Here is a 26,075-nt window from a genome sequence, read left to right as displayed (position 1 = left end):
GGGGGTACGGGGAGAGGGGCACTCGTACTCCCTTCCGCCGGTGGATCTTTCTTGCGGATCCCAGGGTGAATTCGACCTCTTGTTTCGGCCGGTCCTATTCGCTTACGGTCACGCTCAAATCCGGATGGACCGCCGAATCCTGCCGCTGTCCGGAAACCTCCCACACACGAAAAGGCAGGAGCGGGGGACCCAGGTAGGCCGCCGAATCCGGATGACGGAACGGCTCGGGGTGAAGTCGCGTGCAGCGCGGCCGGGCAGCTCTCGCCCGAACCCGACAGCTCACCTCGCAGGCGAAGGAGAGGAATGCGCCATGCCTGCAAAGGGTAAGCACCGCCGCCCCAAGTCCAGCACCCTGACCCGGGGCATCGCCGCCGCGGGCACCGGTGGCGCCGCGCTCATCATCCCGGTGATCGGCGCGACCAGCGCCGGTGCCGCGACATCGGCCGCCCCGCACTCCGGCACCGCCGCGACGGCCGCGTCCGCCGTCACGGCCGCCGCCAAGGGCACGGTGTCAGCCGAGCCGATCGTGGCCAAGCAGGCCACCGCCGCGAAGGCCGCGGCGACGACCTACTCCGTCGTGGCCGGTGACTCCCTCTCCAAGATCGCCCAGGACCTCGACGTGAGCGGCGGCTGGAAGAAGCTCTACCAGGACAACCGCCAGGCCATCGGCGGCAACCCGGCCCTGATCCACCCCGGCCTCGCACTGTCGGTGGGCAAGAAGGCCCCGGCGTCCGCGGACCGTACGGCCACCTCGGACCGGGCCGACCGCTCGGCCCGTAAGGCCACGCCGCCCCAGAAGGCGACCGCCGCCGTGGCGAAGACGGCGACCTACGGCAACAACCTGGACGGCTGGATCCGGCAGTCGCTGGACATCATGGCCCAGCACGGGATCCCCGGCTCCTACGACGGCATCTACCGCAACGTCATGCGCGAGTCGTCGGGCAACCCGCTGGCCATCAACAACTGGGACTCCAACGCGGTGGCCGGCACACCCTCCAAGGGCCTCCTCCAGGTCATCGACCCCACCTTCCGGGCCTTCCACGTGCCCGGCACGTCGACGGACAGCTACGACCCCGTCGCCAACATCGTCGCCGCGTGCAACTACGCGGCCAACACGTACGGCTCGATCGACAACGTGAACGGCGCGTACTGAGGCGCTGACGGACATCTCCGCCCGATCGATCCCCCGCGTCGCGCGAAGCGTCGCGTGAGACGTCGCGTGAGACGTACGGACCATCTGGTCCATCAGGGACCAGATGGTCTGTTACGGTGGCGTGACCAGGCTCAGGGGAGGACCGTCATGCCACGCCCGACGCGCGCCGAGCTCGACGCCGAGATCGTCGAGGCCGCCGCCGAGCTCTTCACCGCGCAGGGCTATCTCGGCACCTCGGTGCAGGAGATCGCGGACCGGGTCGGCTACTCCAAGACCGGCCTGCTGCACCGCTTCCCCTCCAAGGAACGGCTGCTCGCGGCGACGCTGATCGGTCCGCTGACCGAGTTCGCCGCGCTGCGGGCCACCTGGGGCGCCCTGCCGGAGGGGCCCGAGCGGCACCGGCGGGCCTCGGCCGATCTGGTCGACCTGGCGCTGCGCCACCGCTCCCGGCTCGCTCTGCTCTTCAACTCCGGGCTGCCGGTGCTGCCCGGCGCGCTCGCCGGGGTGGAGGGCATGGGGGATCTGGGCGACCACCGCACGGAGACCCTCGCCGCCTTCGCGGACGCGGACGACCTGGACGGCACCATCCGGGCGCAGCTGGCCGTGACCGGGCTGCTCAGCACCGTCGCCGCCCGTCAGGACGTGCCGGACGACCTGCTGCGCGCCCCGCTGCTGAGCGCCTTCCGCGCCGCGTGCGGGATCGCCGCGCACCCCGTACCGCGTGAGGGATCGGCGTGCTGAGGCCGCGCCCCGTGGCGGGCCGGGCGCTGCGCGGGTGGCGCAAGTACGCGGTCGCCGCCGTCGTGCTCGCCGGGCTGGGCGTGGCGGGCGACCGGGCCGCGGCCGCCTGGACCGAACACCGCACGGCCGACGCCTTCCAGAAGGCTCAGGGGCTCAAGAGCGCGCCGCATGTGGAGGTGCACGGCTTCCCCGTACTGACCCAGTTGGCCGGGGGCACGCTCGACCGCGTCGACATCGAGGCCTCCGACATCCCCGCGGGCCGCGACGGCGGCAGACTCCCGATCACCACGCTGAACGTCGAGCTCGACCGGCTGCGCCGCTCCGCGGACGCCTCCGAGGCCCACGCCGCCTCCGCCAAGGCCACCGCCTTCGTGTCCTACCAGGACCTGTCCAAGGCGCTCGGCTTCGAGATCGGCTACAGCCGGGACAGCACGAAGGCCGAGCCGCGCGTCGCGGCCACCACCACCCTGCCGCTCGTCGGTAAGGTCGGGGCCAGCGCGCGGGTCGAGGTGGCGGGCGACCGCGCACTCGCGCTGCGGTCGGTGAAGGTCGGCGACGACCTGCCGAAGGCGATGCGGACGCTCGTCACCGGCATGCTGGAGCGCGAGCTGAAGCTCGACGGCATCCCGGACGGCCTGGCGCTCAAGTCCCTCACCACGACCGCCGACGGACTCACCGCGACGCTCTCCGGCGAGGACGTCACCTTCCGTACCGACGCCCGCGCCTGAGCACCGCCGGGCAGGTGCGACACCGGGTTTCGCGGCCGCCGACCGCCGCGATACGGCGTCCGCCGTGATACGCAGACCCCAGGACTCGTCGGGGTCAGGGGACTTCGCCGACCGGTCACGAGGGAAGGAGCGAGTCCATGGGTATCAAGGTGATCCTCTTCGGTGCGACCGGCATGGTCGGCCAGGGTGTCCTGCGGGAGTGCCTGCGCGACGACCGGATCGAGAGCGTCCTCGCGGTGGGCCGCACCCCGCTCGGCGACAAGCACCCCAAGCTGCGCGAACTCGTCCACCCCGACCTCGCGGCCCTGATGAGCCTGCCCGGCACACAGGACCAACTCACCGGATACGACGCCTGCTTCTTCTGTCTGGGCGTCTCCTCGGCGGGCATGGACGAGGCGGCCTACGGCCGTATCACCCACGACCTCACCCTCACGGTCGCACGCGCCCTCGCCTCCTGGAACCCGCGCTCCACCTTCGTCTACGTCTCCGGCCAGGGCACCGACAGCACCGAGCGGGGCCGCGTCAAGTGGGCCCGGATCAAGGGCAGGACGGAGAACGACCTGCTGGCGCTGGACCTGGACGCGTATATGTTCCGCCCCGGATACATCCAGCCCCTGCACGGAATCACCTCGAAGACCCGCCTCTACCGGGCCGCGTACGTGGTCACCACGCCGCTCTACCCCGTCCTGCGGCGACTGGCCCCGCACCACGTCACCACGACGGAGCAGCTGGGCCGGGCGATGATCGCGGTGGCGACCGAGGGGGCGCGCGTCCACGTCCTGGAGACCAGGGACATCAACAGCACGGCGTCCTGTCTCTGACGGAGCCTCACATGGCGGTCGCGGCGCCGCGGTACACCCTCAGCGCCGGGACCTCGAAGGACATCTCCGACACCTGTGGGTCCGGCGCCGGGTGGAAGCGGCCCGCGCTGACCGAGAGGTTGACGATGAGGTGGGCGTACCAGTGGCGGCCCACACCTCGGCGGTCGACGAAGACCCGGTCGCCGTTCACCCACCACGCCACCGAGCGGACGCCGAAGTCGACCCGCAGGTCGAGCAGGGCGCCGGGGGTGACGCAGGGGTCGCGGTAGGAGTGGTGGGAGCCCCGGACGTGGTTGGTCAGCTCCAGCAGATCGGGGTTGTCGGGGTGGTACTCGAACACGTCGACCTCCTGGCCGCCGTCCCGCCAGGTCCAGATCGCCGGCCAGGCCCCCCGCTCGCGCGGCAGCCGCACCCGGGCCTCCAGGACGTCGCCCGCGCGCACCGTGAAGTCCTCGTCGCTGCCCTCGGTGGTCAGCAGCCCCGTGCTCCAGGTGCCCTCGGGGCGGCGTCTCGCCAGGAACGTGCCGGTGCGGCTGTACGCGGCGTCGGGGACCAGGTGGTCGAGCTTGTCGTCGCCGGGGTTGACGGGGCCGCCCTCCGGATACGCCCAGGAGCGGCCCGCGACCCACTGCACGGGGGAGGTGAAGTCGGCCGTGAGGACGGGGAGCAGCGGGGCCTCGGTGAGCACGGCCACACTCTGGCACAGGCCGGACGCATACCTGCCGCGCCACCTGCGCGTCGCCCGGCCTCTCCGCCCCGTACCCCGAAAGTATGCTTTACGTAAGCAAATATCTGTTGTGGCAGGTAGGGGGCGCGTTCGGGCACTTTTTCCGTGGGGGGCGGGGATTCCGTGGCGCCCAGCCGAAAAAGTCGGCATTTGCTGTACGGGACGGCCACACCGTGCTACTGTTGATCCCAGTTGCAGTTGTGGTTCCCAAAGACTTCAAGTGCCTGGGCGGGCTTCTTTCCGTCGGGCACTTTTGTATTTCCGGTGCTTTATCCGGACGGGGCAATCATCGCGGCGACGCCGGGGTCCGCACAGTGTGGGCCCCAGGGCACTGCCCCGAAGGAGATATGACATGGCTACTGGCACCGTGAAGTGGTTCAACTCGGAAAAGGGCTTCGGCTTCATCGAGCAGGAGGGTGGCGGCCCGGACGTGTTCGCCCACTACTCGAACATCGCCACCCAGGGCTTCCGTGAGCTTCAGGAAGGCCAGAAGGTGAACTTCGACGTCACGCAGGGCCAGAAGGGCCCGCAGGCGGAGAACATCACCCCCGCCTGACGCCACTGAAGCGTAGGTATGACGCAGCTGGGGCCCGCACCTTGTGTACGGGCCCCAGCTCGTTGCTGTCTCCAGGCCACGCACCCTCGGGGCGTGCGCCCACCGCGCCGTGGACGGCACTCCACGACGCGCGGGACTCCGGGTGCCGCAGCCGTACGCGCCACCGCCCCAGCGGGTTCATCCCCTCGGGCCCGCGCGCGGCAGGTATTCCGAGGCCCGACGGCGGTCCGCGACACCGCGGCCGAACCGGGCTCGTTTTCGTCTTTTCTTTCGGCTCGTTCTTGCGATTCCCCGGCAGTCATTTCTGCCGCGAATTCCTCGATACGTGCCATATCGAGGAAGGTTCTGCATGAACCGATCAGCTCGCACGAATGACCGCTCGTACGGCGCCCGCAAGGGATCCGGCTCCGGTGGCGCCGAGCGCGGTGGCGCCCGCTATCGCGCGCAGGCACAGAGCCGCTCCGGCGGCCGCAGCCGGCGCCCTGCCGCCCCGCAGGGCGAGTTCGCCCTCCCCACCACGCTCACCCCGGCACTGCCGGCGGTCGAGGCGTTCGCCGACCTGGACATGCCCGCCCCGCTGCTCTCGGCGCTCACCGCCGAAGGTGTGACGGTGCCGTTCCCGATCCAGGCGGCCACCCTGCCGAACTCCCTCGCGGGCCGTGACGTCCTCGGCCGGGGCCGCACCGGCTCGGGCAAGACCCTCGCCTTCGGCCTCGCGCTCCTCGCCCGTACGGCAGGCCTCCGCGCCGACTCCAAGCAGCCGCTGGCCCTGATCCTCGTCCCCACCCGCGAGCTGGCCCAGCAGGTGACCGACGCGCTCACCCCGTACGCCAGGTCGCTCAGGCTGCGTCTGGCCACCGTCGTCGGCGGGATGTCGATCGGACGGCAGGCCGGGGCGCTGCGCTCCGGCGCCGAGGTCGTCGTGGCGACCCCCGGGCGTCTCAAGGACCTCGTCGAGCGCCGTGACTGCCGTCTGGACCGGGTGGACATCACCGTGCTCGACGAGGCCGACCAGATGGCTGACATGGGCTTCATGCCGCAGGTCACCGAGCTGCTCGACCTGGTGCGCCCGGACGGGCAGCGGATGCTGTTCTCGGCCACCCTGGACCGCAACGTGGACCTGCTGGTGCGCCGCTACCTCACCGACCCGGTGGTCCACTCCGTGGACCCCTCGGCGGCCGCGGTCACCACGATGGAACACCACCTGCTGCACGTGCACGGCACCGACAAGTACGCCACCGCCACGGAGATCGCCGCCCGTGAGGGCCGGGTGATCATGTTCCTGGACACCAAGCACGCCGTCGACCAGTTCACCAAGCACCTGATGAGCAGCGGTGTACGGGCGGCCGCGCTGCACGGCGGAAAGTCGCAGCCGCAGCGCACCCGCACCCTGGCCCAGTTCAAGGACGGGCACGTCACCACGCTGGTGGCGACCAATGTGGCGGCCCGGGGCATCCACGTCGACGACCTCGACCTGGTCGTCAACGTCGATCCGCCCGCCGACCACAAGGACTATCTGCACCGCGGCGGCCGCACCGCCCGGGCCGGTGAGTCCGGCAGCGTCGTCACCCTGGTGACGCCCAACCAGCGCCGCGAGATGAGCCGGCTGATGGCGGACGCGGGCATCCGGCCGCAGATCACCGAGGTCCGCTCCGGCGAGGCCGAGCTGAGCCGGATCACCGGCGCCCAGACCCCGTCGGGCGTCCCGATCGGCAACGCGCCGGCGGCCGAGCGCCCCAAGCGCGGCGGGGCCCCGTTCCGGGGCATCGGCACCACCCCCGGCCGTCCCGGCCGCTCCGGCGGTGGCCGCCGGGCCACCGAGGCCCAGCAGCTCGCCGACGCCCGCAAGGCGGCCCGCGTACGCCGCTCGGCCTAGGGCCTTACACACTGATGCGCCGCCCGGCCCCCGGCCGGGCGGCGCATCAGTGTGCGGGGGTGTGCGTGGGCGTGGCCGCCGGGTAGGTTTCGGCGAGCAGGGCGTCGAACAGCGTCGTGACGTCGTGTTCGCTCAGACCCTCCCCCCGCGCCTCGCGCAGCCACTCGCCGAGCCGGGTGCGCAGCGGTGACTCCGGTGCGGTCTGCGGGGTGGCGAGCGAGCGGGTGATGAACGTCCCCGCCCCCTGGCGCACTTCGACCAGACCGGAGCGCTCCAGCTCCCGGTAGGCCTTCAGCGTGGTGTTGGGGTTGACCTTCGTGGTGGCCGCCACCTGGGCCGCCGTCGGGAGTTTGTCGCCCTCGGCCAGCGCCCCCATGCGCAGGGCCTGCTCCACCTGGTGGACGATCTGGAGGTAGGCGGGCAGGCCGCTGCGGCGGTCCACGCGGAACATGACCATCGCACCTGCCTCCTTCGCTTCGGGTGTCTCGGGTATCTCGGACGGGTGTGCGCCCCGGGCTCGGTCGCCGGGGCGCAACACCCTTCGTACGGTGGCGTACAGCCTATGCCTGGTGGCTTCCCGATCCGGGCCGGTGACGGGCTAGAACGCCTGGCGGCGGGTGCGCCATACGGCCAGCGCGAGCAGCACCGCGCTCCCCACGGCCAGCAGGGCGGCCGCGGTCCACTGCAGGGTGGCCATCTGGTCGTAACCGAAGTAGTCCCACACCGAGTTGACGATGCCCTTCTTGGCACGGCAGCCGTCCGTGTCGCTTTCGTTGACGCAGGTGCCCCACCCGTAGAGCTTGCCGGAGGCGGTGCCGACCCACTGGTCCACCTGGACCGAGCCGTTGAGCACCGCCGGGTGGTCGCCCTCCAGGGGGAACGCGACCCGGCGCGAGGCGGCGAGGTGCGGCTTGAGGTAGTCGAAGGCCACCTCAAGCACGAACGTGCCGAAGAGGGTGAGCGCCATCGCGGGCACCGCACGGCGTACCAGGGCGCCGATGGCGATGCCGAGCGACGTGGTGAACAGCGCCTTGGCGAACAGGACGGGCCCCGTGTTGTCGAAGATCGTCGCGTCGATCCAGTCGGTGGAGACGAACGGCCGGGCCGCGTGCCAGTACCAGGTCAGCAGCGAGCCCAGGACCGCGGTGGTGACCGCGACGAGCGCCACGGCGAAGCCGACCTTCCACAGCAGCCAGCGCGAGCGGGTCACCGACTGGGTGGTGACCAGCCGCGCCGTGCCGTTCTCCTGGTCCGAGGAGAGGAGCGCGGCGCCCAGGAAGACACCGAAGAGCGCCGGGAGATACCCCACGTAGGCGGCGATGTCGGTGAACGCGTTCGCCATCCGCAGGCGCGCGGCGCCGTCCATGTCGTCGACGGGGGTGGCGGGCCAGCCGGCGGCGTGCGCGTTGTCCAGCAGGGCTCCACGCTGCTGGATGATCGCCACCGAGCCGAGCACGACGGCCGCCACGCAGGCGAGCAGGACGGTCCGGTGCTGGCGGGCCACCAGCCACAGGAGTCCGCGCAGCCTCCTGGGCCGCGTACGGGTCGGCTCCTCGGTGGCGGAGGGGTGGGTGAGCGTGCTCATACGGCGTACTCCTCTTGGTGGCCGGGAGCGGCGGCCGGGGAAAGCAGCGCGGGCGCCTCGGGGTTGCGGAGGTAGGCGAGCAGTACTTCTTCCATGCTGGGATCGGCGAGCTGCCAGTCGCCGGTCAGCGGGCCCTCGGTGCGCACCATCGCGGTGAACTGCCGTCCCGCGATGCGGGATTCGATCACGGTGTGGGTGGCCAGGGCGGTGGGCAGGCCCTGGTCCGCGGTGACCCCGGTGACCAGGGTGTGCATCGGCACCAGCTCGTCCGTCTCACCGGCCATCCGGACCTGGCCGGCGGCGAGGACGAGGAGGTAGTCGCACATGTGCTCAAGCTCGCTGAGCATATGGGAGGACATCAGGACGGTGGTGCCGCGCTCGCTGGCCTCGGACAGCAGCAGCGAGCTCAGCTCGTCGCGGGCGACCGGGTCGAGATCGGCCATCGGCTCGTCCAGGAGCAGCAGGTCGGGCCGCTTGCCGAAGGCGAGTGCGAAGGCCACCCGGGTGCGCTGGCCGCCCGAGAGGCTGCCGATCCTGGCACCCATCGGGATCCGCCCCGCGCGCACGATCCGCTCGGCCGCCGCCTGGTCCCAGCCCGGGTTCAGCTCCTGGCCCAGCCGCAGCGACTCGGCCACGGTGAACCGCTTGAACATCGGCTTGTCCTGCGCGAGATACGCGTACCGGGGCAGCGCGGCCGGGGAGTCGACCGGGATACCGAAGACCCGCAGCTCCCCGGCGCTCGGCTCGATGAGCCGGGTCGCCAGGTTCAGCAGGGTGCTCTTGCCGGCGCCGTTGGGTCCCACCAGGCCGCAGACGCGCCCGGCCGGAATCCGGAAGGTGCAGTCCCGCAGGGCCCAGCCCCGACGGTGCTTCCTCCCCAGCCCACGTGCTTCCAGGGCCCACCGGGTGTCGGCCGCGCCAGGAGCGGTCATGTCGCGCACGCGCCTCCCCCCTTTCCATGATTCCACTAGTTGACTAGTGGAATCATGGTGTCCGTGGCGAGGACGTGTCAAACCGTGCGGGCAGGTGCGGCCCGCACGCGGAGTGTCACAGCAGGGTGGAGTGCGCGGCCGGTGACCTGGCGGTGGCGGCCGGGACCACGACGGCCCAGTGGGGCACGGTGGTGGTGGCCTTCCTCTGAGCCGGGGTGAGCGGTGCCCGCGTGGCGGGTTCGCGCCCTTCCGCGCCACCCGCGCGGCACGTTACGCATGGATGCGCGCCCCATCGCGGCGCGCACGAGGCGGGGAAGGGCGGCGGCCATGACCGAGGCACAGCCGAAGGGCGACGTGCCCGCAGGGGACGACGTGTCGGGTACGGCCCACACGGGCGCCATGGGGATGACGCGGTTCGACGACGTCTACGACCAGCCGGACCCGCGCGGCTACTTCCGCGCCCTGCGCCCCTGGGGCTACCAGACCCCGCACCACGCGCAGCGCGTCTTCCGGCGCCTGCTCGCCGCACGTACGGCCGCCGGGCGCGAGCAGGGCCCGGCGACCGTGCTCGACCTCTGCTGCTCGTACGGCGTCAACGCCGCCCTCCTCCACCACGACCTGACCCTGGAGGACCTGTACGAGCACTACACCTCGCCGCACGCCGCCGCCCTCACCACCGCCGAGCTGAAGGAGCGGGACCGCTCCTTCTACGCGGCGCGCCGGCGCCCCGACGCGGTGCGCGCCATCGGGCTCGACCGGGCCGCGTCCGCCGTCTCCTACGCACGGGCGGTGGGCCTGCTCGACGAGGGCTTCGCCGAGGACCTGGAGGCGGCGCCGCCGAGTCGGGCGCTGCTGCGGGCCGTACGGAACACGCGTCTGATCACCGTCACCGGCGGGGCCGGCTTCCTCTCCGGCCGCACGTTCACCCCTCTCCTCACGAGGATCGAGGGCCCCGTGTGGGTGGCGGCGTTCGTGCTGCGCACCGGCTCCTACCGGGCCATCGCGCACAGCCTGGCCGCTCACGGCCTGGTCACCGAGAAGCTGGCCGCTCCCACCTTCCCGCAGCGCCGCTTCACCGGCGAACAGGAGCGGTGCTATGCCCTCGACGCGGTGGCCGCGACCGGCGAAGACCCCTGGGGCAAGGAGAGCGACGGCTGTTTCCACACCGCTCTGTATCTGTCGCGTCCCGCCGGCGAGGTGGCGGATGTCCCGCTTTCGGCGCTGATGGGCGGCGGTTTGTAACCGGCTCGCCACACCCGTGCGCACACGTGAACCATTGTCGCCGCCGCGGTGTGTTGTAGGGCGAGCGCCGGGTGTGCCGGCCATACCCTCGGGGGAGTCATGGACTACTCAAACGTGCGTCGGGCGATGACGGTGGCGGCGACGGCCGTGGTGGCCGGTGTGCTGGTGGTCGGCTGCGAGCCGGGCGGTGGCAACGGTTCCGGAACGGGCGCCGCGTCCCCCGTGATCCCCACCGCCAAGGCCACGCCGCACACCGCCGAGCCCACCGCGAAGGCACCCACCGCCCCGGGGACGGCGGGCACCGCCAAGCCCAAGCACGCGGCCCCCAAGTGCGGGATCAGCGACCTCAAGGTCACCCCGGGCCACCAGGCGGCCAACCGCCCGGAGGGCACGGGCGTCGGCGCGGCCGTGGTCGGCTTCGCCAACACCTCCGCGCACCCCTGCACGGTGAAGGGGTTCGTCACGGTGGGCGGCGCGGGCAACGGCGCACCGGACCACAACGTCCCGCTGGCCGCCACCCACGTCGGCACCGCCTCCACCGTCCTGCTCGCCCCGGGCGCCCGCGCCTGGACCAAGCTCACCTTCGTGCAGGTCCAGGGCGAGGGCGACGGGTACTGCGTGTCCGGGGCCAAGCCGTCCTCGTACCCGAGCGTCGTCCTCGGCGTGCCGGGCGCGGGGCATCACCAGACCGCCATGGACGACGGGGTGTTCGCCGAGTGCGACGACACCGTGAAGGTCAGCGCGCTCTCCGCGACGAAGCCCTCCTGAACCGCCCGGACCGGTTCGCTCAGCCGTCCTCGGGGCAGCAGACACTGACCCGCTGGACCAGGTTGTTGGCGAAACCGCCGCGGTTCCAGGGCTGGGTGAGCGGCTGGGTGGCGCCCCCGGCGTCGGTGGCGCGGACGCTCAGGACGTGGCTGCCGGGGGTGGCCGTCCAGGGCGCCCGCCAGCGCCGCCAGGCCCAGCCGTGGCCGACCGCCGGGGCGAGCTCGGCCTCGTACCAGCTGTTCCCGTCGTCCGTGCTCACCTCGACCCGGGTGACCGGCGCCCGCCCCGACCAGGCCCGGCCCTCCAGCAGGAGGCGGCCGGGGCGTACGACCCGGGTGCGGGACATGAAGTCGGGGAAGCCGGGCGGGATCATCAGGGCGCGCGGGGCGATCCGGGTGACCGGCTCGCCCGGATCCTGCGCCGACTGCCGGTAGCGGTACGCCACTTGCTGCTGGAAGCCGGTGAACTGGGTCGCGGTGAGCGTGATGGCGCGCAGCCACTTCACGTGGGCCATGCCGTACCACCCCGGCACCACCAGCCGCAGCGGGTAGCCGTGCTGCGGCGGCAGCGGGGCGCCGTTCATCTCGTACGCCACCAGCACCTCGGGGTCCCGGCCGAGGGCGTCCGTCAGCGGGAGACTGCGCTGGTAGTCCTGCTCCACACCACGCTCCACACCGTGGTCCGCGCCGGTGAACACGGCCTCGACGGCGTCCGGCTCCACCCCGGCCTCGGCGAGCAGTAGCGTGCGCAGCGGCACCCCGGTCCACTCGGCGGTGCCCACCCCCTCGACCAGCCACGGCTGGCTGACGGGGCGCGGCGCGAGCAGGGCCCGGCCGTTGCCCGCGCACTCCATCGTCACCCGGTGGGTGACCGCGGGGAAGGAGCGCAGCGTCGCCAGGTCCAGGGTGAGCGCGGTGCGCACCCGGCCGTCCACGGTGAGCTGCCAGCCGTCCGCGTCGGCGTGGGGGATGTCGTAGTGGACCAGTACGTAGTGGAGCCCGGGTGGGGTGACGTCGTAGCGCAGGGCCTCCAGGGGCAGCCCGTGGTTGCGGGCCGCGAGGGCGAGCTCCTCGGGGCTGACGCCCTCCTCCGGGTCGGCCAGGCGCCCCGGCGTGCTGATGTCACCGATACGGCGGTCCATACCCCCATCGTGCGCCCGCGACCGGGCCCGGTCACCTCCGGAGCCGGAGGCCGTGCGGGCCGGGGATTGCGAGTCTCCGCCGGCGGCGAGACGCTTGAGGTGTCAGCCCTGTGGCGCCCGTCAGCGGCCGAGGCCGGTGGGGACGCCGGGGCACCGGCGCGCACGACCCCACCGGCGGCCCAGCAGGGGTAGGGCCGGGCGGGTCCACGGACCTGCCGTGCCGGTGCAAGGAGCTCGCCATGGACGGCACGACGCTGGAGGCGATGCGGACCGTACTGCGCGGTCCGGTCATCGGCCCGCAGGACGCGGAGTACACCCGGGCCCGCACGATCTACAACGCGATGATCGACCGGCGGCCGGCCGCGCTCGTCCGGTGCGCGGACGCGGGCGACGTCATCGACGCGGTCGACTTCGTCCGTGACCACGGCCTCGAACTCGCCGTCCGCGGCGGCGGGCACAGCGGCCCGGGCCTGTGCCTGGTGGACGACGGGGTCACCCTCGACCTGTCGCCCATGCGGTGGGCACGTGTCGACCCCTCGGCGGAGATCGCCCAGGTCGGCGGTGGCTCCCTGCTGGGCGACCTGGACCACGCGGCCCACGCGTTCGGCCTGGCCACCCCGGCCGGCGTCATGTCGACCACCGGCGTCGGCGGGCTGACCCTGGGCGGCGGCCACGGCCATCTGACCCGCAAGTACGGTCTGACCATCGACAACCTGCTGGCCGCCGACGTGGTGCTCGCGGACGGCAGCTTCGTCACCACCAACGAGCGCAACCACCCGGACCTGTTCTGGGCGCTGCGCGGCGGCGGAGGCAACTTCGGTGTGGTCACCTCCTTCACCTTCTCGCTGCACCCGGTGCACACCGTGGTGCTCGGCGTCACCGTGTGGACGCTCGACCGCATCGGTGACGTGCTGCGGTGGTACCGCGAGTTCCTGCCGCAGGCGCCCGAGGACCTCAACGGGTTCTTCGCGGTGCTCGTCGTCCCGCCGGGGCCGCCGTTCCCGGAGGAGATCCACGGGCAGAAGATGTGCGGTGTGGTGTGGTGCTGGACCGGCGACCCGGACCAGGCCGACAAGGTCTTCGAGGCGGTGGGCGAACCCGGCCCGCCCGCCTTCCACTTCACGGCGCCCATGCCGTACCCGATGGTGCAGAGCATGTTCGACGAGCTGATCCCCAAGGGCCTGCAGTGGTACTGGCGCGGCGACTTCTTCGACCGGATCACCGACGGGTCCATCGACGTCCACGCCAAGTACGCCGAGGGCATTCCCACCGATCTGTCGACCATGCACCTGTACCCGGTCGACGGCGCAGCCCACCGGGTCAAGCCGGGCGAGACCGCCTGGGGCTACCGGGACGCCGTCTGGTCCGGGGTCATCGGCGGCATCGACCCCGACCCGGCCAACGCCGAGACCGTGAAGCAGTGGTGCGTGGACTACTGGGAGGAACTGCACCCGCACTCCATGGGCGGCGCCTACGTCAACTTCATCGGCGCGGGCGAGGGCCAGGAACGGGTCAGGGCCACCTACCGCGACCAGTACGACCGGCTGGCCGCGGTCAAGCGCGCCTACGACCCGCACAACCTCTTCCACGCCAACCAGAACATCGAACCCGCGCGGAGCTAGGCCCGTCCGGCGGCTTCGTCACACCGGCAGCAGCCGTGCGACGAGGCCGCCGAGCTGGTGCGCGTTGCGGCACACATGCATCTCGGCCACCTGGGCGTAGGCGAGCGCGGCGGAGTCCCCGGTCGACCACTGGGAGGCCGGTTCGGGGTTGAGCCAGTACACGCGGCGGGCGCGCTCGGCGATGCGGCGCAGCGCGGGAAGGTTCGGGTCGCTCATGTTCGTCCGGGCGTCCCCCAGGACGAAGACCGCGGTGCGCGGGCCGACGACGTCCAGGTAGCGCTCGGCGAACTCGCCGAGCGAGGTGCCGTAGTCGCTGCTGCCGTGCCAGCCGGTCACCGCCGCCTCGCCGGCGATGCGCTCGCCCAGACCCGCCGGATCCGCCGCGCCCTTGCGCAGCAGCCCGGTGACCTCGTCGACCCGGTTGACGAAGGCGAACACCCGCACCTTGCCGAACTGGTCGTGGAGCGCCTGGACGAGCAGCATCGTGAAGTTCGCGAACCCCGCGACCGAGCCGGACACATCGCAGAGCAGCACGAGTTCGGGGCGTACGGGACGGCGGCGGCGCAGGACCGGGCGCATGGGGACGCCGCCGGTCGACAGGGAGCCGCGCAGGGTGCGGCGCAGATCGATGCGGCCGCGGGCCGCGCGGCGGCGGCGCGCCGCGAGGCGGGTGGCCAGTTTGCGCGCCAGCGGATGCACCGACCTGCGCAGTTCGTCGAGCTGGGCGCGGCCCGCCACGAGGAAGTCGACCCGGTCGGCGGTGGGCCGCAGGGCCCGGCGCGCGATCTCCTCGGCGCCGCGCCGTTCCGCCACCCGGCGGCGTGCCTCGGTGCCCACCCGCGCGCGGAACCCCTCGATCCGGCGGCGGATCTCGTCGTCGGTCAGCCGGTCGGTGAAGGAGGCTTCCCGGGCGCCCTGGGCGAGCGAGGCCCGTACCCGCGCGAGCAGTGTCTGCGGGCGCAGCCGGTCGAGGGTCTGGTGCGCGGAGAAGCCGTCCGAGCCGGGTGAGGCACCGTATCCGCCGAGGCTGTCCACCGCCTCGGCCGCCAACTGGCCCAGCATCGCCTGGTCGTTGGCGGCGAGCGCGGCGGCCAGCCGGTCGCGCAGGTCCGCCGTGTCACCGCCGGTCGCCGCCGGTGCGCCGACGCGCAGCGGGAAGTACAGATCGAAGACGGGGTCGAAGACCGCCCGCTGGCCCTCGTTGTGGAGCAGCGCCGCCGCCAGCCCCTCGCGCATCCGCTCACGGTCGCCGAAGCCGAGCACCTCCAGGGCGGCCGCGGCGTCGACGGTCTCGCCCGGGCCGATCCGCAGCCCGTGCGTCCGCAGTGTCCGGACCAGCTCGGTGACCCGGTCGGGGAGCGCGGTCACACGGCGTCCAGGTCGAGTTTGGCGGCGGCCTTCAGGATGTCGTCCTGGTGCTTGAGGAGTACGCCGAGGCTGTCGCGCACCACGTTCTCGTCGAGGGTGTCCGCGCCGAGTGCGAGCAGCGTACGGGCCCAGTCGACCGTCTCCGAGACCGAGGGCACCTTGCGCAGGTCCATGGCCCGCAGCGCCCCGACCACCCGCACCACGGACGCGGCGAGCGCCTCGTCGAGCCCGGGCACCTTCATCCGGACGATCCGGCGCTCCAGCTCCTCCTCGGGAAAACCGATGTGCAGGAACAGACAGCGGCGGCGCAGGGCCTCGGAGAGCTCGCGGCTCGCGTTGGAGGTGAGCACCACGAACGGGCGGCGCGTCGCCGTGATCGTGCCGAGCTCCGGCACGGTGACCTGGAAGTCGCTCAGCACCTCCAGGAGCAGCCCCTCGACCTCCACGTCCGCCTTGTCGATCTCGTCGATCAGCAGGACCTTGGGGTCGCCGCCGCGGATCGCCGTGAGCAGCGGGCGGGAGAGCAGGAACTCCTCGCCGAAGATGTCGGTGCGGGTCTCGTCCCACGACTCGTCGCGGCCCGCGGTGATCCGCAGCAGCTGCTTGGCGTGGTTCCACTCGTACAGCGCGCGGGACTCGTCGACGCCCTCGTAGCACTGGAGCCGGATGAGCTCGGCGTCCGCGACCTGGGCGACCGCCTTGGCCAGCTCCGTCTTGCCGACGCCCGCCGGACCCTCCACCAGCAGCGGCTTGCCGAGCCGGTCGGCGAGGAAGACGGTGGTGGCGACGGCCCGGGACGCCAGATAGCCGGTCTCGGCGAGGCGCGCGGAGACATCGTCCACGGACGTGAAGTACCCGGTCGTCATGGGGTGTTCTCCTGGTCTCCCGCTGGGCCGGGCGGCTGCGCGGCGCTCGTACGTGATGTCGTACGTACTTGATCAGCTCCCCGGGCCGGTCCACAACGGGCGGGCACGGTTTGCGGCGAAGGTCACGGTCCCCACGGGAGGGGCGTCAGCGGGTGGCGCGGCGGGTGGTGAGCAGGAGCGCGATGTCGTCCGGGCGGTCGGTGGTCCGGCGGGCCTCGTCGATGAGCAGGTCCGCGGTGCCGCCCAGGGACGGGCCGGTGCGCCGGGTGGGGGTGGCGGCGCGGGCCAGGGCCGCGCGCAGCCGCTCGATGCCCTCGTCGATGTCCGTGCCCGGCCGCTCGACCAGCCCGTCGGTGTACAGGGCGAGCACCGCTCCCGGCTCCAGGTGCAGGTCCACCACCGGGTACACGGCGTCCGGGGCCACCCCGAGCACCACGCCGCCGGGCAGGTCCAGGACCTCGGTGCGGCCGTCGGGGTGGCGCAGCAGCGGCTGCGGATGTCCGGCGCGGGCCGCCCGGGCCTCGCCGGTGAGCGGGTCGAGCCGGATGTAGCAGCAGCTGGCGAACTGGCCCGGGTCGAGGTCGATGAGCAGCCGGTTGGTGCCGCTCATGACCTCCTCGGGCGGATGCCCGCCGAGCGCGAAGGCCCTTACGGCGCTGCGCAGTTGGCCCATGGTCGCCGCGGCCTGTACGCCGTGCCCCTGGACGTCGCCGATGACCAGGGCGAGACCGTCGCCCGCCTCGACGACGTCGTACCAGTCGCCGCCCACGTCCATGCCCTGGGTGCCGGGCAGATACCGGCCCGCCGTCTCCACCTGGGGGTGCACGGGGAGGCGGTGGGGGAGCAGGGCCGCCTGGAGGCCGCGGGCCAGGGCCGCCTCCGTGTCGTAGCGCTGGGCCCGCTCCAGGGCCTGCGCGACGAGCCCGGCGAGCGCGGTGAGGACCGTGCGCTCCTGCGGGCTGAAGCCGCGCGGCCGGTCGAAGCCGAGGATGCAGGAGCCGACCGGGCGGCCGGAGGCGATCAGCGGCAGGAAGGCGCGGGCGCCCTGCTCGGCGTCGAGGGCGATACCGGGATAGGCCGCCGCGAGCTGCTGCATGGACTCGAAGAAGAGCGGGCGGCCGCTGGTGAGCGTCTCGACGCCGGGCAGCCGCACATCCAGCGCCACCCCGTCGAAGGGATCGAGGAAGCCCTTGGGGAAGCCGCTCTCCCAGGCCAGGTAGAGATGGCGGTCCTGGAGGAGGTAGATGGCGAGGCGACGGCCGCCGAACGCGGGGAGCAGCTCCTGCATCACCACGGCGGAGACCTGGCGGGCGGTGACCGCCTCGCTCAGTGCCAGGGCGAGGAAGACCGGAGGGTAGAGGGAGTCCGTCCCGTTCACCGGGGCGGTGAGCGGGGCCGCGCCGTCCTCCACCGCGCCCGGGGCCGTCAGCGGCCCGAACGGCGGGTCGGTCCGCTCCTGCCCGGCTCCGGCGGTGCCGTCGGGGAGGGAGGCGGCGCCCGCGGCGTCCGCCTCCCGGCCCAGGGGGACCGCCGTGAAGGTCAGACCGTCGGAGCCCGGGTAGACGGACAGGGAGAGCCGGTCGCCGTACCGCTCCCCGGAACCCGGCCCGCCGTCGGCGGCCTGCGGGCGTCTGACCTGGAAGTGGACCGGGTCCCTCGACAGCAGTGCGCCGCGCAGATGGTCCTCGTAGGCGGGCTGCTCCAGCCACGGCACCGCGTGCCACAGGGACTGCCCGAGCAGTTCACCGGCCGGTCGGCCCAGGAGCAGCGCGGCGCGCGGATTGACGTAGGTGATCAGCCCGAGGCCGTCCAGGGTGAAGACGCCCTCGGGCAGCAGGTCGGCCGCGCGGTCCCCGGCCGCGTCACCGTCCGCGTGACCCGTCGACGCGCCGTTGGCCGGGGGCGGTACGCACAGCGGCTCGCCGTCCCAGACGACCGTGGGGCCGTCCGCCTCCAGTTCCAGGAGGGCGGCGCCCAGGCCCTGTGCCGCCTCCGTGAGGCGGTCGCGGTCGCGGGGCGCCGAGCCGGCGTCCGAGGTCGCGGGGCAGAGCACGGTGAGGACCCCGTACGCCGTCGACGCCCCCACCACCGGTACGTACACCGAGCCGAACCGGAACGGCAGCCCGGCCGCGAGCTGGGGGTAGCGGCGCATGGTCTCGGTGGGGTCGGCGAGCTGGATCTCGATGCCGAGGCGGTGGGCGTCGGCCACCGGGAACGGCCGGTCCACGTGCATGCGCCACCAGGGGCGGAACAGTGGTCCCGGCAGCCCCGCGAGCACGGCGAGCCGCAGGAGCCCGGGTGTGCTGGAGCGCAGGTAGACGCCGCCCACATGGCCGCCGACGGCGCGCATGGCCTCCGCCACGGCCCCGGTGAGCAGTGCGGTCAGCTTTCCCGGCGCCCAGCGCCGGCTCTCGGCGCTCTCAGTCATCGGTCTGCCCTCGTCCGCGCGCCGCGCGGTAGGTGATACAGCAAGAATGCGCCCCGGGGCCGGGGGCCCGCACCTCGTGGGGCCCCCGGCCCCGGGGCGCGGGGCCGTGTCGTCGTGCGGTTCCGCCGTGTGGGCGGCCGAGCGCCTAGCTCTGGGCGTGCCCGCTCGCCAGCGGCCACTCGCGGTGCAGCGCGCCGAGCGGAATCCGGCGCTCGATGATCGGTGTGCCGAACAGGGACAGCTGGAAGTGCAGCTGACCGCTCAGGTCGAACCCGCCGTACACGGCCCAGGCACCCGAGACGGACGCCTTGCCGTCGGTCGACGCGGTCGCCTTCGCGTCGGCCTCGCCGCGCAGATAGGGCGCGAAGTCGGCGCTGACGCCGACGGCCCCGTACAGGCCGACGGAGGCCTCGGCGCCGAGGGCGCCCTTGACACGCCCGGCCGCGGCGACGGTGGCCGTCACCGGCGAGCTGTGCACGGCGGAGGTGCTGACCGGGGTCCAGCCCTTGCCGGCGGCGTAGCTGCCGCCGACGCGGAAGTCGCCCTTGACGTCCTGCTGGACGTCGAGCGTGACGCGGCCGTCGGCCTCGACCTGGACGTAGCAGGTCAGGTCGAGGTTGACGACGACGGGGACCGGGCCGACCTGGATGACGGGCGCGCTGTGCAGCTTGGCGAAGGGGATGCGCTTGGGGGCGCCGGTGCTCGCGGCGGCGCGGCCCTTGAGCGCCCACTGCGAGGACCAGTCGCCGCTCATGCCGAGGAACGCGGAGCGCGGGGCGAGGCCGCCGGAGCTGCCGTCGTAGGAGAACTCCACCTCGGGGGCGAGCTGGACGAAGCCGGAGACCGAGGCGCCGGCGGAGGCGGGGGCGTCCTTGGCGGTGTCCACCGCGGCGTTCACGTCCAGGCGCAGATTGCCGAGGGGGAGCTTGGCGCCCTTGGGCCCGAACGTGAGGCCCTTGGTCTTGGCCCAGGAGAAGGTGACGCCCTTCATCAGGGGCTCGACCTTGACCGAGGACGGGTCGACCGGGACCTTGCCGTCGGCCTTGTCGTCCTTGAGGACCGACGCCAGCGTCGTGGAGGCGGTCTTCACCTCGGTGCCGCGGTCGGTCTTCCCGACGACCTCGGTGACCTTGGCGAGCAGTCCGTTGGGGGCGCCCGGCGCCGGAGCGCTGGCGATCACGTCGCCGACGGCGACGGGCTTGTCCGGCGCGGGGGAGTGGCTGGGCGTACCGGTGTGCCGCTGCGGGGCCGCGGATATGACGGCCCGTCGGCTGGTCTTGTCGTAGGAGGCGACCTTCAGCGAGGACTTCTCCGGCCGGCCCTTGCCGCTACCGGTGCGGGCCACCGCCGTCGGCGCGGACGCCTCCTGCGGCGCGGCGGCCACGTCGAGCTGCCGCGTGCCGTCGGCGGCCGCCGCGGTGGTGGCGGTGCTGCCCGGCTGGGCCGCCGCGCCGCTGTGCCCGGACGAGGAGCAGCCGGTGGCGGCGAGGGCCAGCGTGGCCAGGCCGGGCACCAGGAGACGTGTGGTGAACGTGCGCACGTAGATGTGACCTTCGGATGGGAGGAGGGGGGTCGTTACTCGGGAGTAACGCGAAGGCCGATCATGCCATGTGCGCCCGGCGCCAGTCATCTTGACGGTCCGCCAACTCGCCTGCCGCGCCGTACGGTTGAAGCTTCATCTACGGAGTGGAGTGCGCTCCCGGTCAGCCCCTGCCCCGACCGGTGGCCGGCGCGGTGCGCGTCCACGGGCGGGACCGCTCCAACTGGGCCACCAGGCCGAGGAGCTGGTGCTCGCTGCCGGGCCGGCCGACGAGCTGGACGGAGCCGGGCAGTCCCGTCGGCAGGGAGCCGAAGGGCATCGCGAGGGCCGGGTGGCCGGAGAGGTTCCACGGCGGGGTCATCGGCGAACAGGCGGTGTTGACCAGGACGTTGGCCAGCCAGCCGCGCTCGTGCCAGGCGTCGGCGGCCGGGCCGCGGCGGGCCAGCGCGGGCGTCAGCAGGACGTCGTACTCCTCGAAGAACGGCCCGAGCCGCCTGTTGAGCGCGCCCCGGTGGTCCGCGCGCAGCATCCCCAGCCGTCCGGCGGCCCGCCCGACGGCCGCGTGGCGCCGGGTACGCGGGGCGAGCAGCCGCGGGTCGAGCGGCTCGGCGTCCTGCGCGGTGCCCCCCGTCCAGCGGGCCAGGATGACCGTGCCGAAGCTGAGGGGGTAGGGCGGATGGGCGGCGGACACCCGGTGCCCGGCCTCCACGAGCGCCCGGGCCGCCTGGCGGGCGAGCGAGGCGTACGCGCGGCCGACGCGCACTCCGGCGATCGGGCTACGGGTGGAGACGGCGATCCTGAGCGCGCGCGGCGGGCCCGCCGGGTCGTCGCCGGCCGGTGTCTCGCCCGCGAGCACCGAGAACATCAGCCGCGCGTCGGCCGCCGTCGTCGCCAGCGGCCCGTTCTCCGACATCCCGAACCAGGCACCGCCGAGGTCGACGGGCACGCGCCCGGTGCCCGGCTTGAGGCCGATCAGACCGCAGTGCGCGGCCGGTATCCGCAGGGAGCCCATACCGTCGTTGCCGAGCGCGAGCGGCACCAGACCAGCCGCGACCGCGGCCGCGCTGCCCCCCGACGAGCCGCCCGCCGTACGCGAGGGGTCCCAGGGGTTGCGGGCGATGCCGTGCACCCCGTCGGTGGTCCCGAAGACGCACAACTCCGGTACGTGTGTGAGCCCCACCACCACCGCGCCCGCCTCCCGCAGCCGGGCGACGGTGACATGGTCCTCGGTCGCGGGCGTCTTTGGGGTGGCCGCGGAGCCGTTGCGGGTCGACTCACCGCGTACCGGCAGGTTGTCCTTGACGGCCACCGGAACACCGGCGAGCGGCAGCCGGGACAGGTCCGGGCGTGCCCCCACCGCGTCCGCCTCCGCCAGGGCGGCGGTGGCGCGCACCACGCGGAAGGCGCCGACGCGCCCGTTCCGCGCGGCGATCGCGGCCAGGTGATCGGCGACCACCTCGCGGGGTGTGACCACCTTCTGCCGTACGGCCTCGGCGATCTCGGTGGCGGTCCGGCCTGCCCACTTGGTCACGGTGGCTCCTCGGCGCTGCTGGCTCGGTCACGACGGACGGGAGGCCACTGTGTACGACCCGCGCGGCTCCTGTCGATACCCGTGGATCTTCGCCACGGTGTGATCGGGCCCGCCCGGCCCTGGACAGGTGGCACGGGCTGGGGCAGGCTCCGGCGCCATGAGCGCACACCAGTCGAGTGGGAACACCCTGCCTCCGGGGCTCGCCGACGCGATACGCGGCACCGCCGAGGACATCGCCCTGCTGCTGCGCGGGGCCCGTGACACGAGCGTCCCCGTACCGGGTCTCGCGTGGACGCTGGGGGAGACGGCGGCGCACCTGGCGCAGGCCAACCAGCTGATGGCCGAGATCGCGGCGGGCGGCGGCCGCGAGCACGGGGACGGCACACCCGGGAGCATCGCGGCGGCCAACGCGCGCGCCCTGGCCGAGTTCGGCGAACGGGCGGCCGAGCCGCTGGCCGCGATGATCGTGGCCCGGGCGACCGCCTACCTCGACGCGGCGGGCGCGGCGGACCCGGGTGGGGCCCGGCCGCTCACCACCCCGATGGGCACCATGGACCTGCCGACCCTGGGCGCGTATCTGCTCACGCACATGCTCGGCCACGGCTACGACATCGCCCGCGCGGTGGGCCGCCCGCACATGCTCGACCGGCGGCGCGTGGAGCTGACCCTGCCGTTCCTGCTCGCGGCGATGCCCCGGGTGGTCGACGCGGGTGCCGCGGCGGGCCGCGACGCGCGGTACACCGTCCGGCTGCGGGGCGGCGCCCGGTTCGGTGTGGAGTTCACCGACGGTGTGGCCTGCGTCGGCGAACGGCCGGCGGGCCGCCCGGACTGCACCATCCACATCGAGCCCGTCACGTTCCTGCTGATGGCGCTGGGCCGGGCCGACCCCCGTGCGGCCATCGCCCGGGGCCGTGTGCTGGCCTGGGGCCGCAAACCCTGGCTGGCACCGCGCTTCCCCACGTTGTTCAAGGCGCCCTGAACTCCGGGATGATGGGAGCCGGGCGCGTGACCACCACCGTGCACCCGCCCAGCCCCCCTGCCCCTGAACAGGAGTCCTTCTTGTCCCCGCAGCAACCGTCCCAGCCCACCACCCCCCGGACCCGCCGGAGCCGTACCGGAGCACGTGCGGGGTCAGTGGTTCAGGGCGGGTTCCTCCACGCGGGGCGTCGGCGCCGGCGCCGGGGCCGACGGGCGCGGGCGGCGCAGCAGGACCGCGCTGACCACCGCCGCCAGCAGCATCACCGCCGCCGAGATGACCAGGCACAGGTGGATGCCGTCGATGAACGCCTGGCTGAACGCGTGCAGCATCCGGGGCGTGTCCGCGCCCAGGTCGATGCCGTGCACCGCGCCGAACCCCGCGCTGTCGACCGCGCCCGTCACCTGGTGCTGCGCCTGAGCGCTCAGGCCCGCGTCCGAGAGGTGGCCCGGCAGCGCGTCGGTCACCTTGGTGGTGAGCAGCGCGCTCATCAGGGCCGGGCCGAGCGCCGCCCCGACCTGGCGGAACGCGTTGCTGCCCGCCGCCGCCATGCCCGCCAGCTGCTGCGGTACGGAGTTGATCGCCGTCGCCGTCATGGGAGCGAAGACCGCGCCGAAGCCGATCCCGAGGATGATCAGGCGCCACGCCAGATCGGCGAACGAGGTGGTGGCGTCGATGGACGTCAGCGACAGCAGGCTGCCCGTCGCCAGCAGCAGGCCCGTCGTGATCAGGATCCGCGCCGACACCTTGTGCATGATCTGGCCGAAGATCGGTCCCGCCACCATCGCGGTGAACGTGAACATCAGCATCCGGTAGCCCGCGTCCAGCGTGCCGAGCTGCTGCACCTGGCCCAGATACAGGCTGAGGACGAAGATGAAGCCGATCAGGCCGAGGAAGCTGATCATCGCGACCAGCGCCGTGGCGCTGAACGCGGGCGAGCGGAACAGCTTCAGGTCGAGCATCGGGCTCGCGCTGCGCAGCTCCGTGACGATGAAGGCCACCAGCGCCAGCGCCGAAAGGGCCAGCGCCACCAGCACGCGCGTCTCGGAGAAGGACTCGCCGCCGCCCTCGATGACCGCGTACACCAGCGCCGTGATGGCGACCGCGGCCGTGATCTGGCCCGGCCAGTCGAGCTTGCGGGATCCGGCGGCGCGCGAGTCCGCGACGTAACGGGAGGCCGCCGCCATGGTCAGCAGCGAGGCCGGGATGGGGGCCAGGAAGATCCAGCGCCAGGACGCGTTCTCCAGGATCAGGCCGGAGATCATCGGGCCGACGGCCAGCGCGCCCATCAGGGACGCGGTCCACATGCTGACGTACTTGGAGCGCTCGCGCGGGTTCGGCACCGCGTGGCTGATCAGTCCGAGGGTGGCGGGCAGCAGGGCCGCCGCTCCGATTCCCGCGAACGCCTGGCCGGTCCACAGGACTTCGACGCTGCCGAAGCCGTCGGCGCTCAGGGCTATCGCCGCGCCTATGGCACAGAAGGCGAGCCCGGCCTGGAAGACCTTGCGGCGGCCGTATACGTCACCGACGACTCCGGCCGTGAGGATCAGTGCCGCCATCGGCAGCACGAAGGCGTCGGTGACCCAGGACAGGTCGGCGGTCGAGGCGTCGAGGCTGCGCTGGATCGTCGGCAGGCTCACCGAGACCGTGGTGACCGGCAGATAGGCGACGAACACGCCGACGCAGGCCATGACGATGGTGGCGGTGCGGCTGTCGCGCCCGCCCCTCGCCGTGGTCGTGGCATTCACTGAGTACTCCTTTACGTCCCTGGGGGATGTGTCCCCGGGGAAGGGCATGACGGACGCCCTTCGGCAGGGGGTGAAGCACGTCCTGGCCGGGGCGGTGGGGGAGAAGTGACGGAAAGTCAGGGAGTGGGGACGGCGTACGACGCCACGTCGCGTCGTACGCCATGCCGGATGCCGCGAAGCCCTCAGAGCCTCGTGCTGACCTCCGTCAGATGGCAGCGGCCGATCTTCGCTCCGGCCACCGTGAAGTGCATGGCGATCGGGTTGAGACTCGTGTCGCAGCGGGCGAACCCGGTCACGACCGCGTCCTGGCCCAGGACCAGGAAGTCCCGGTCGGGCACGAGGACCTTGCCGAGCGTCGAGAAGAAGAGGGAGATGTCCGAACGGGTGGAGCCCGGGCCGAGCGCCCCGGCGTTCGCGGCGCCCGGCGCGAAGAAGTCGACGCGGTCCGCGAAGAGGTCCAGCAGGCCCGTGTGGTCCCCTGCGCGCTGCCGGGCGAAGAACGCCTCGACCACCGCCCGGGTGGTCGGAGATGTGAACGCGCGCGGCTGGGTGGGGTGTTGGGCCATCGGACGGTCCTCTCGACGCGCAGCCGCTCGGTCGGCGTTCCGGCTCTGGTGGTTCCCGTTCTCGGGTACGTCCACTCTGCGCCCGTCCGTATGTAGAAGTCCAACATCTACATTTTCTGCGAACTATAATCAGCAGTTATGGAGCTGCGTCAGCTGGAGTACTTCGTCACCGTCGCCGAGCTGGCGAGCTTCACCAAGGCGGCCGAGGCCCTGCACGTCGCCCAGCCCGGAGTCAGCGCCCAAGTGCGCAAACTGGAACGGGAGCTGGGCCACGACCTGCTCGACCGCTCCAGCCGTACGGTCCGGCTCACCCCGGTCGGGGTCTCCGTGCTGCCGCAGGCGCAGGCCGCGCTCGCCGCGGTCGCCGCCGTCCGTCAGACGGTGGACGAACTCAGCGGTCTGGTGCGCGGCCGGGTCACCATCGGCACCGTCATCTCCATGGGCAAGGCCATCGATCTGCCGGGGCTGCTCGCCTCCTTCCACGAGGCGCACTCGGGGGTGGAGATCGGGCTGACCGAGGACAGCTCCGAGCACCTCCTGGAGGCCCTGCACTCGGGCCGTATCGACCTCGCGGTGATCGGCCGCACCGGCACCCGGCCGCCCGGCATCACGCTCTACGACATCGTCGACGAGCCGCTGGTCGCCGCCGTCGGCCACCGGGACCCGCTGGCCGGCCGGGACCGCGTGGACCTCGTCGAGCTCGCCGACCGGGCCCTGATCTGCCTCACCCAGGGGACCGGGCTGCGCAGTGTCGTCGAGGCGGCGTGCGCCCGGGCCGGGTTCCGGCCGCACATCGCCTTCGAGGCCGCCGACCCGCACGTACTGGCCCAACTCGCCGGACGGGGGCTCGGGGTGGCCCTCATCCCGATCTCGCTGGCCCGCGCCAACGAGGCGGAGGTCCACCTCGTGGAGATCGACCGGCCGCGCATCCACGGCAGCCTCGCCCTCGCCTGGCGCACCGGCGGCCCCACCAGCCCGGCCGGGGCCGCGCTCATCGCCCACGCCCGCGCCCGGCTGCCCGAGGCGCGTTGAGACCGCGGCCCGCGCGGACTCCGTCAGGTCGGTACGTGGTCTCGCCGGTACTTGCCAAAGTCCCCGGTACCCGGTTGCCAGTGCGCCGCGGCCCGCGCGGACTCCGTCAGGTCGGTACGTGGTCTCGC

The 26,075-nt window shown here is 73.0% G+C and carries 24 protein-coding genes and 1 riboswitch; of the genes, 12 read left to right on the top strand and 12 right to left on the bottom strand.

What is annotated here, in order from left to right:
• The first annotated feature begins 120 nt into the window (after positions 1-120).
• A riboswitch (cyclic di-AMP (ydaO/yuaA leader) is annotated at positions 121-306 on the top strand.
• A 4-nt stretch (positions 307-310) separates the two neighbouring features.
• The 4 genes from A8W25_RS15445 (at position 311) to A8W25_RS15430 (ending at position 3,443) form a co-directional block, all read left to right on the top strand.
• Positions 311-1,153 carry a transglycosylase SLT domain-containing protein gene (locus A8W25_RS15445; RefSeq protein WP_067161844.1) on the top strand — a complete coding sequence of 281 codons (843 nt, stop codon included), beginning with the start codon at positions 311-313 and terminating at the stop codon, positions 1,151-1,153.
• A 147-nt stretch (positions 1,154-1,300) separates the two neighbouring features.
• A complete protein-coding gene (locus A8W25_RS34395; protein ID WP_067161842.1) occupies positions 1,301-1,894 on the top strand; it encodes a TetR/AcrR family transcriptional regulator in 594 nt (197 codons plus the stop codon).
• On the top strand, positions 1,888-2,622 hold the full coding sequence (locus A8W25_RS15435; protein ID WP_158942557.1) for a DUF2993 domain-containing protein: 735 nt from the start codon (positions 1,888-1,890) through the stop codon (positions 2,620-2,622). The genes A8W25_RS34395 and A8W25_RS15435 overlap by 7 nt, the downstream gene beginning before the upstream one ends.
• A gap of 137 nt (positions 2,623-2,759) precedes the next feature.
• Positions 2,760-3,443 (top strand): epimerase, encoded by a 684-nt coding sequence (locus A8W25_RS15430; protein WP_067161839.1) that lies wholly within the window; start codon positions 2,760-2,762, stop codon positions 3,441-3,443.
• A gap of 7 nt (positions 3,444-3,450) precedes the next feature.
• Here A8W25_RS15430 and A8W25_RS15425 read toward each other — a convergent pair whose 3' ends face one another.
• On the bottom strand, positions 3,451-4,131 hold the full coding sequence (locus tag A8W25_RS15425) for a family 16 glycosylhydrolase (protein ID WP_234386469.1): 681 nt from the start codon (positions 4,129-4,131) through the stop codon (positions 3,451-3,453).
• A 391-nt stretch (positions 4,132-4,522) separates the two neighbouring features.
• Between A8W25_RS15425 and A8W25_RS15420 the strand changes: the two genes are divergently transcribed.
• On the top strand, positions 4,523-4,726 hold the full coding sequence (locus A8W25_RS15420) for a cold-shock protein (protein WP_067161837.1): 204 nt from the start codon (positions 4,523-4,525) through the stop codon (positions 4,724-4,726).
• Positions 4,727-5,075: 349 nt separating this feature from the next.
• Positions 5,076-6,602 carry a DEAD/DEAH box helicase gene (locus tag A8W25_RS15415; RefSeq protein ID WP_067161834.1) on the top strand — a complete coding sequence of 509 codons (1,527 nt, stop codon included), beginning with the start codon at positions 5,076-5,078 and terminating at the stop codon, positions 6,600-6,602.
• A gap of 46 nt (positions 6,603-6,648) precedes the next feature.
• Here the strand turns inward: A8W25_RS15415 and A8W25_RS15410 are convergent, their stop codons facing one another.
• From A8W25_RS15410 to A8W25_RS15400, 3 genes are all read right to left on the bottom strand, one after another.
• A complete protein-coding gene (locus A8W25_RS15410) occupies positions 6,649-7,059 on the bottom strand; it encodes a GntR family transcriptional regulator (protein ID WP_067161831.1) in 411 nt (136 codons plus the stop codon).
• A 141-nt stretch (positions 7,060-7,200) separates the two neighbouring features.
• The gene (locus A8W25_RS15405; RefSeq protein WP_067161829.1) at positions 7,201-8,187 is read right to left on the bottom strand and encodes an ABC transporter permease; all 987 of its coding nucleotides are present in this window, start codon (positions 8,185-8,187) and stop codon (positions 7,201-7,203) included.
• Positions 8,184-9,128, bottom strand: coding sequence for an ABC transporter ATP-binding protein (locus tag A8W25_RS15400; protein ID WP_420708466.1), 945 nt, complete (start codon positions 9,126-9,128; stop codon positions 8,184-8,186). The genes A8W25_RS15405 and A8W25_RS15400 overlap by 4 nt, the downstream gene beginning before the upstream one ends.
• A gap of 65 nt (positions 9,129-9,193) precedes the next feature.
• Between A8W25_RS15400 and A8W25_RS35450 the strand changes: the two genes are divergently transcribed.
• The 3 genes from A8W25_RS35450 to A8W25_RS15390 all read left to right on the top strand — a co-directional run bounded on the left by A8W25_RS35450 (position 9,194) and on the right by A8W25_RS15390 (position 11,129).
• Positions 9,194-9,328 (top strand): hypothetical protein, encoded by a 135-nt coding sequence (locus tag A8W25_RS35450; protein ID WP_267890379.1) that lies wholly within the window; start codon positions 9,194-9,196, stop codon positions 9,326-9,328.
• A 118-nt stretch (positions 9,329-9,446) separates the two neighbouring features.
• Positions 9,447-10,361, top strand: a complete 915-nt coding sequence (locus tag A8W25_RS15395) for a hypothetical protein (RefSeq protein ID WP_079126105.1) — start codon at positions 9,447-9,449, stop codon at positions 10,359-10,361.
• Positions 10,362-10,460: 99 nt separating this feature from the next.
• Positions 10,461-11,129, top strand: coding sequence for a DUF4232 domain-containing protein (locus A8W25_RS15390; protein ID WP_067161826.1), 669 nt, complete (start codon positions 10,461-10,463; stop codon positions 11,127-11,129).
• A gap of 19 nt (positions 11,130-11,148) precedes the next feature.
• Here A8W25_RS15390 and A8W25_RS15385 read toward each other — a convergent pair whose 3' ends face one another.
• The gene (locus tag A8W25_RS15385) at positions 11,149-12,270 is read right to left on the bottom strand and encodes a sulfite oxidase (RefSeq protein ID WP_067161824.1); all 1,122 of its coding nucleotides are present in this window, start codon (positions 12,268-12,270) and stop codon (positions 11,149-11,151) included.
• 239 nt (positions 12,271-12,509) lie between these two features.
• Between A8W25_RS15385 and A8W25_RS15380 the strand changes: the two genes are divergently transcribed.
• The gene (locus tag A8W25_RS15380; protein ID WP_067161821.1) at positions 12,510-13,892 is read left to right on the top strand and encodes an FAD-binding oxidoreductase; all 1,383 of its coding nucleotides are present in this window, start codon (positions 12,510-12,512) and stop codon (positions 13,890-13,892) included.
• Positions 13,893-13,910: 18 nt separating this feature from the next.
• On the opposite strand, the gene A8W25_RS15375 is transcribed toward A8W25_RS15380, so the two are convergent.
• The 5 genes from A8W25_RS15375 to A8W25_RS15355 form a co-directional block, all read right to left on the bottom strand.
• Positions 13,911-15,260, bottom strand: coding sequence for a VWA domain-containing protein (locus tag A8W25_RS15375; protein WP_067161819.1), 1,350 nt, complete (start codon positions 15,258-15,260; stop codon positions 13,911-13,913).
• Complete coding sequence (locus A8W25_RS15370) at positions 15,257-16,126, bottom strand: AAA family ATPase (protein ID WP_067161816.1); 870 nt, start codon at positions 16,124-16,126, stop codon at positions 15,257-15,259. Before A8W25_RS15370 ends, A8W25_RS15375 begins: the two co-directional genes overlap by 4 nt.
• Positions 16,127-16,271: 145 nt before the next feature.
• The gene (locus tag A8W25_RS15365; RefSeq protein ID WP_420708499.1) at positions 16,272-18,476 is read right to left on the bottom strand and encodes a SpoIIE family protein phosphatase; all 2,205 of its coding nucleotides are present in this window, start codon (positions 18,474-18,476) and stop codon (positions 16,272-16,274) included.
• Positions 18,477-18,699: 223 nt separating this feature from the next.
• The gene (locus tag A8W25_RS15360; RefSeq protein WP_067161810.1) at positions 18,700-20,094 is read right to left on the bottom strand and encodes a hypothetical protein; all 1,395 of its coding nucleotides are present in this window, start codon (positions 20,092-20,094) and stop codon (positions 18,700-18,702) included.
• Between the two features lie 163 nt (positions 20,095-20,257).
• Complete coding sequence (locus A8W25_RS15355; protein ID WP_067161807.1) at positions 20,258-21,625, bottom strand: amidase; 1,368 nt, start codon at positions 21,623-21,625, stop codon at positions 20,258-20,260.
• A 157-nt stretch (positions 21,626-21,782) separates the two neighbouring features.
• Here A8W25_RS15355 and A8W25_RS15350 point away from each other — a divergent pair, with 157 nt between their 5' ends.
• The gene (locus tag A8W25_RS15350) at positions 21,783-22,604 is read left to right on the top strand and encodes a maleylpyruvate isomerase family mycothiol-dependent enzyme (RefSeq protein ID WP_067161804.1); all 822 of its coding nucleotides are present in this window, start codon (positions 21,783-21,785) and stop codon (positions 22,602-22,604) included.
• Between the two features lie 152 nt (positions 22,605-22,756).
• On the opposite strand, the gene A8W25_RS15345 is transcribed toward A8W25_RS15350, so the two are convergent.
• Together A8W25_RS15345 and A8W25_RS15340 are read right to left on the bottom strand one after the other, a co-directional pair.
• The gene (locus A8W25_RS15345; RefSeq protein WP_067161800.1) at positions 22,757-24,349 is read right to left on the bottom strand and encodes an MFS transporter; all 1,593 of its coding nucleotides are present in this window, start codon (positions 24,347-24,349) and stop codon (positions 22,757-22,759) included.
• A gap of 182 nt (positions 24,350-24,531) precedes the next feature.
• Complete coding sequence (locus tag A8W25_RS15340; protein ID WP_067161797.1) at positions 24,532-24,915, bottom strand: nuclear transport factor 2 family protein; 384 nt, start codon at positions 24,913-24,915, stop codon at positions 24,532-24,534.
• Positions 24,916-25,053: 138 nt separating this feature from the next.
• On the opposite strand from A8W25_RS15340, the gene A8W25_RS15335 reads away from it, so the two are divergent.
• Positions 25,054-25,947, top strand: a complete 894-nt coding sequence (locus A8W25_RS15335; protein ID WP_067161794.1) for a LysR family transcriptional regulator — start codon at positions 25,054-25,056, stop codon at positions 25,945-25,947.
• Positions 25,948-26,075 lie beyond the last annotated feature (128 nt).

This window comes from Streptomyces sp. ERV7 (assembly GCF_001653515.1).
Lineage (GTDB): Bacteria > Actinomycetota > Actinomycetes > Streptomycetales > Streptomycetaceae > Streptomyces.
Note: the sequence above shows the minus strand (reverse complement) of the source record. Positions and strands in the feature narration are given on the sequence as shown.

Excerpts from the sequence above, each read along its gene's own strand:
- A8W25_RS15445 (WP_067161844.1), top strand. The coding sequence starts at position 311 with ATGCCTGCAAAGGGTAAGCACCGCCGCCCCAAGTCCAGCACCCTGACC.
- A8W25_RS34395 (WP_067161842.1), top strand. The coding sequence starts at position 1,301 with ATGCCACGCCCGACGCGCGCCGAGCTCGACGCCGAGATCGTCGAGGCC.
- A8W25_RS15430 (WP_067161839.1), top strand. The coding sequence starts at position 2,760 with ATGGGTATCAAGGTGATCCTCTTCGGTGCGACCGGCATGGTCGGCCAG.
- A8W25_RS15420 (WP_067161837.1), top strand. The coding sequence starts at position 4,523 with ATGGCTACTGGCACCGTGAAGTGGTTCAACTCGGAAAAGGGCTTCGGC.
- A8W25_RS15415 (WP_067161834.1), top strand. The coding sequence starts at position 5,076 with ATGAACCGATCAGCTCGCACGAATGACCGCTCGTACGGCGCCCGCAAG.
- A8W25_RS15410 (WP_067161831.1), bottom strand. The coding sequence starts at position 7,059 with ATGGTCATGTTCCGCGTGGACCGCCGCAGCGGCCTGCCCGCCTACCTC.
- A8W25_RS15405 (WP_067161829.1), bottom strand. The coding sequence starts at position 8,187 with ATGAGCACGCTCACCCACCCCTCCGCCACCGAGGAGCCGACCCGTACG.
- A8W25_RS15395 (WP_079126105.1), top strand. The coding sequence starts at position 9,447 with ATGACCGAGGCACAGCCGAAGGGCGACGTGCCCGCAGGGGACGACGTG.
- A8W25_RS15390 (WP_067161826.1), top strand. The coding sequence starts at position 10,461 with ATGGACTACTCAAACGTGCGTCGGGCGATGACGGTGGCGGCGACGGCC.
- A8W25_RS15385 (WP_067161824.1), bottom strand. The coding sequence starts at position 12,270 with ATGGACCGCCGTATCGGTGACATCAGCACGCCGGGGCGCCTGGCCGAC.
- A8W25_RS15380 (WP_067161821.1), top strand. The coding sequence starts at position 12,510 with ATGGACGGCACGACGCTGGAGGCGATGCGGACCGTACTGCGCGGTCCG.
- A8W25_RS15370 (WP_067161816.1), bottom strand. The coding sequence starts at position 16,126 with ATGACGACCGGGTACTTCACGTCCGTGGACGATGTCTCCGCGCGCCTC.
- A8W25_RS15365 (WP_420708499.1), bottom strand. The coding sequence starts at position 18,476 with ATGCGCGCCGTCGGCGGCCATGTGGGCGGCGTCTACCTGCGCTCCAGC.
- A8W25_RS15350 (WP_067161804.1), top strand. The coding sequence starts at position 21,783 with ATGAGCGCACACCAGTCGAGTGGGAACACCCTGCCTCCGGGGCTCGCC.
- A8W25_RS15340 (WP_067161797.1), bottom strand. The coding sequence starts at position 24,915 with ATGGCCCAACACCCCACCCAGCCGCGCGCGTTCACATCTCCGACCACC.
- A8W25_RS15335 (WP_067161794.1), top strand. The coding sequence starts at position 25,054 with ATGGAGCTGCGTCAGCTGGAGTACTTCGTCACCGTCGCCGAGCTGGCG.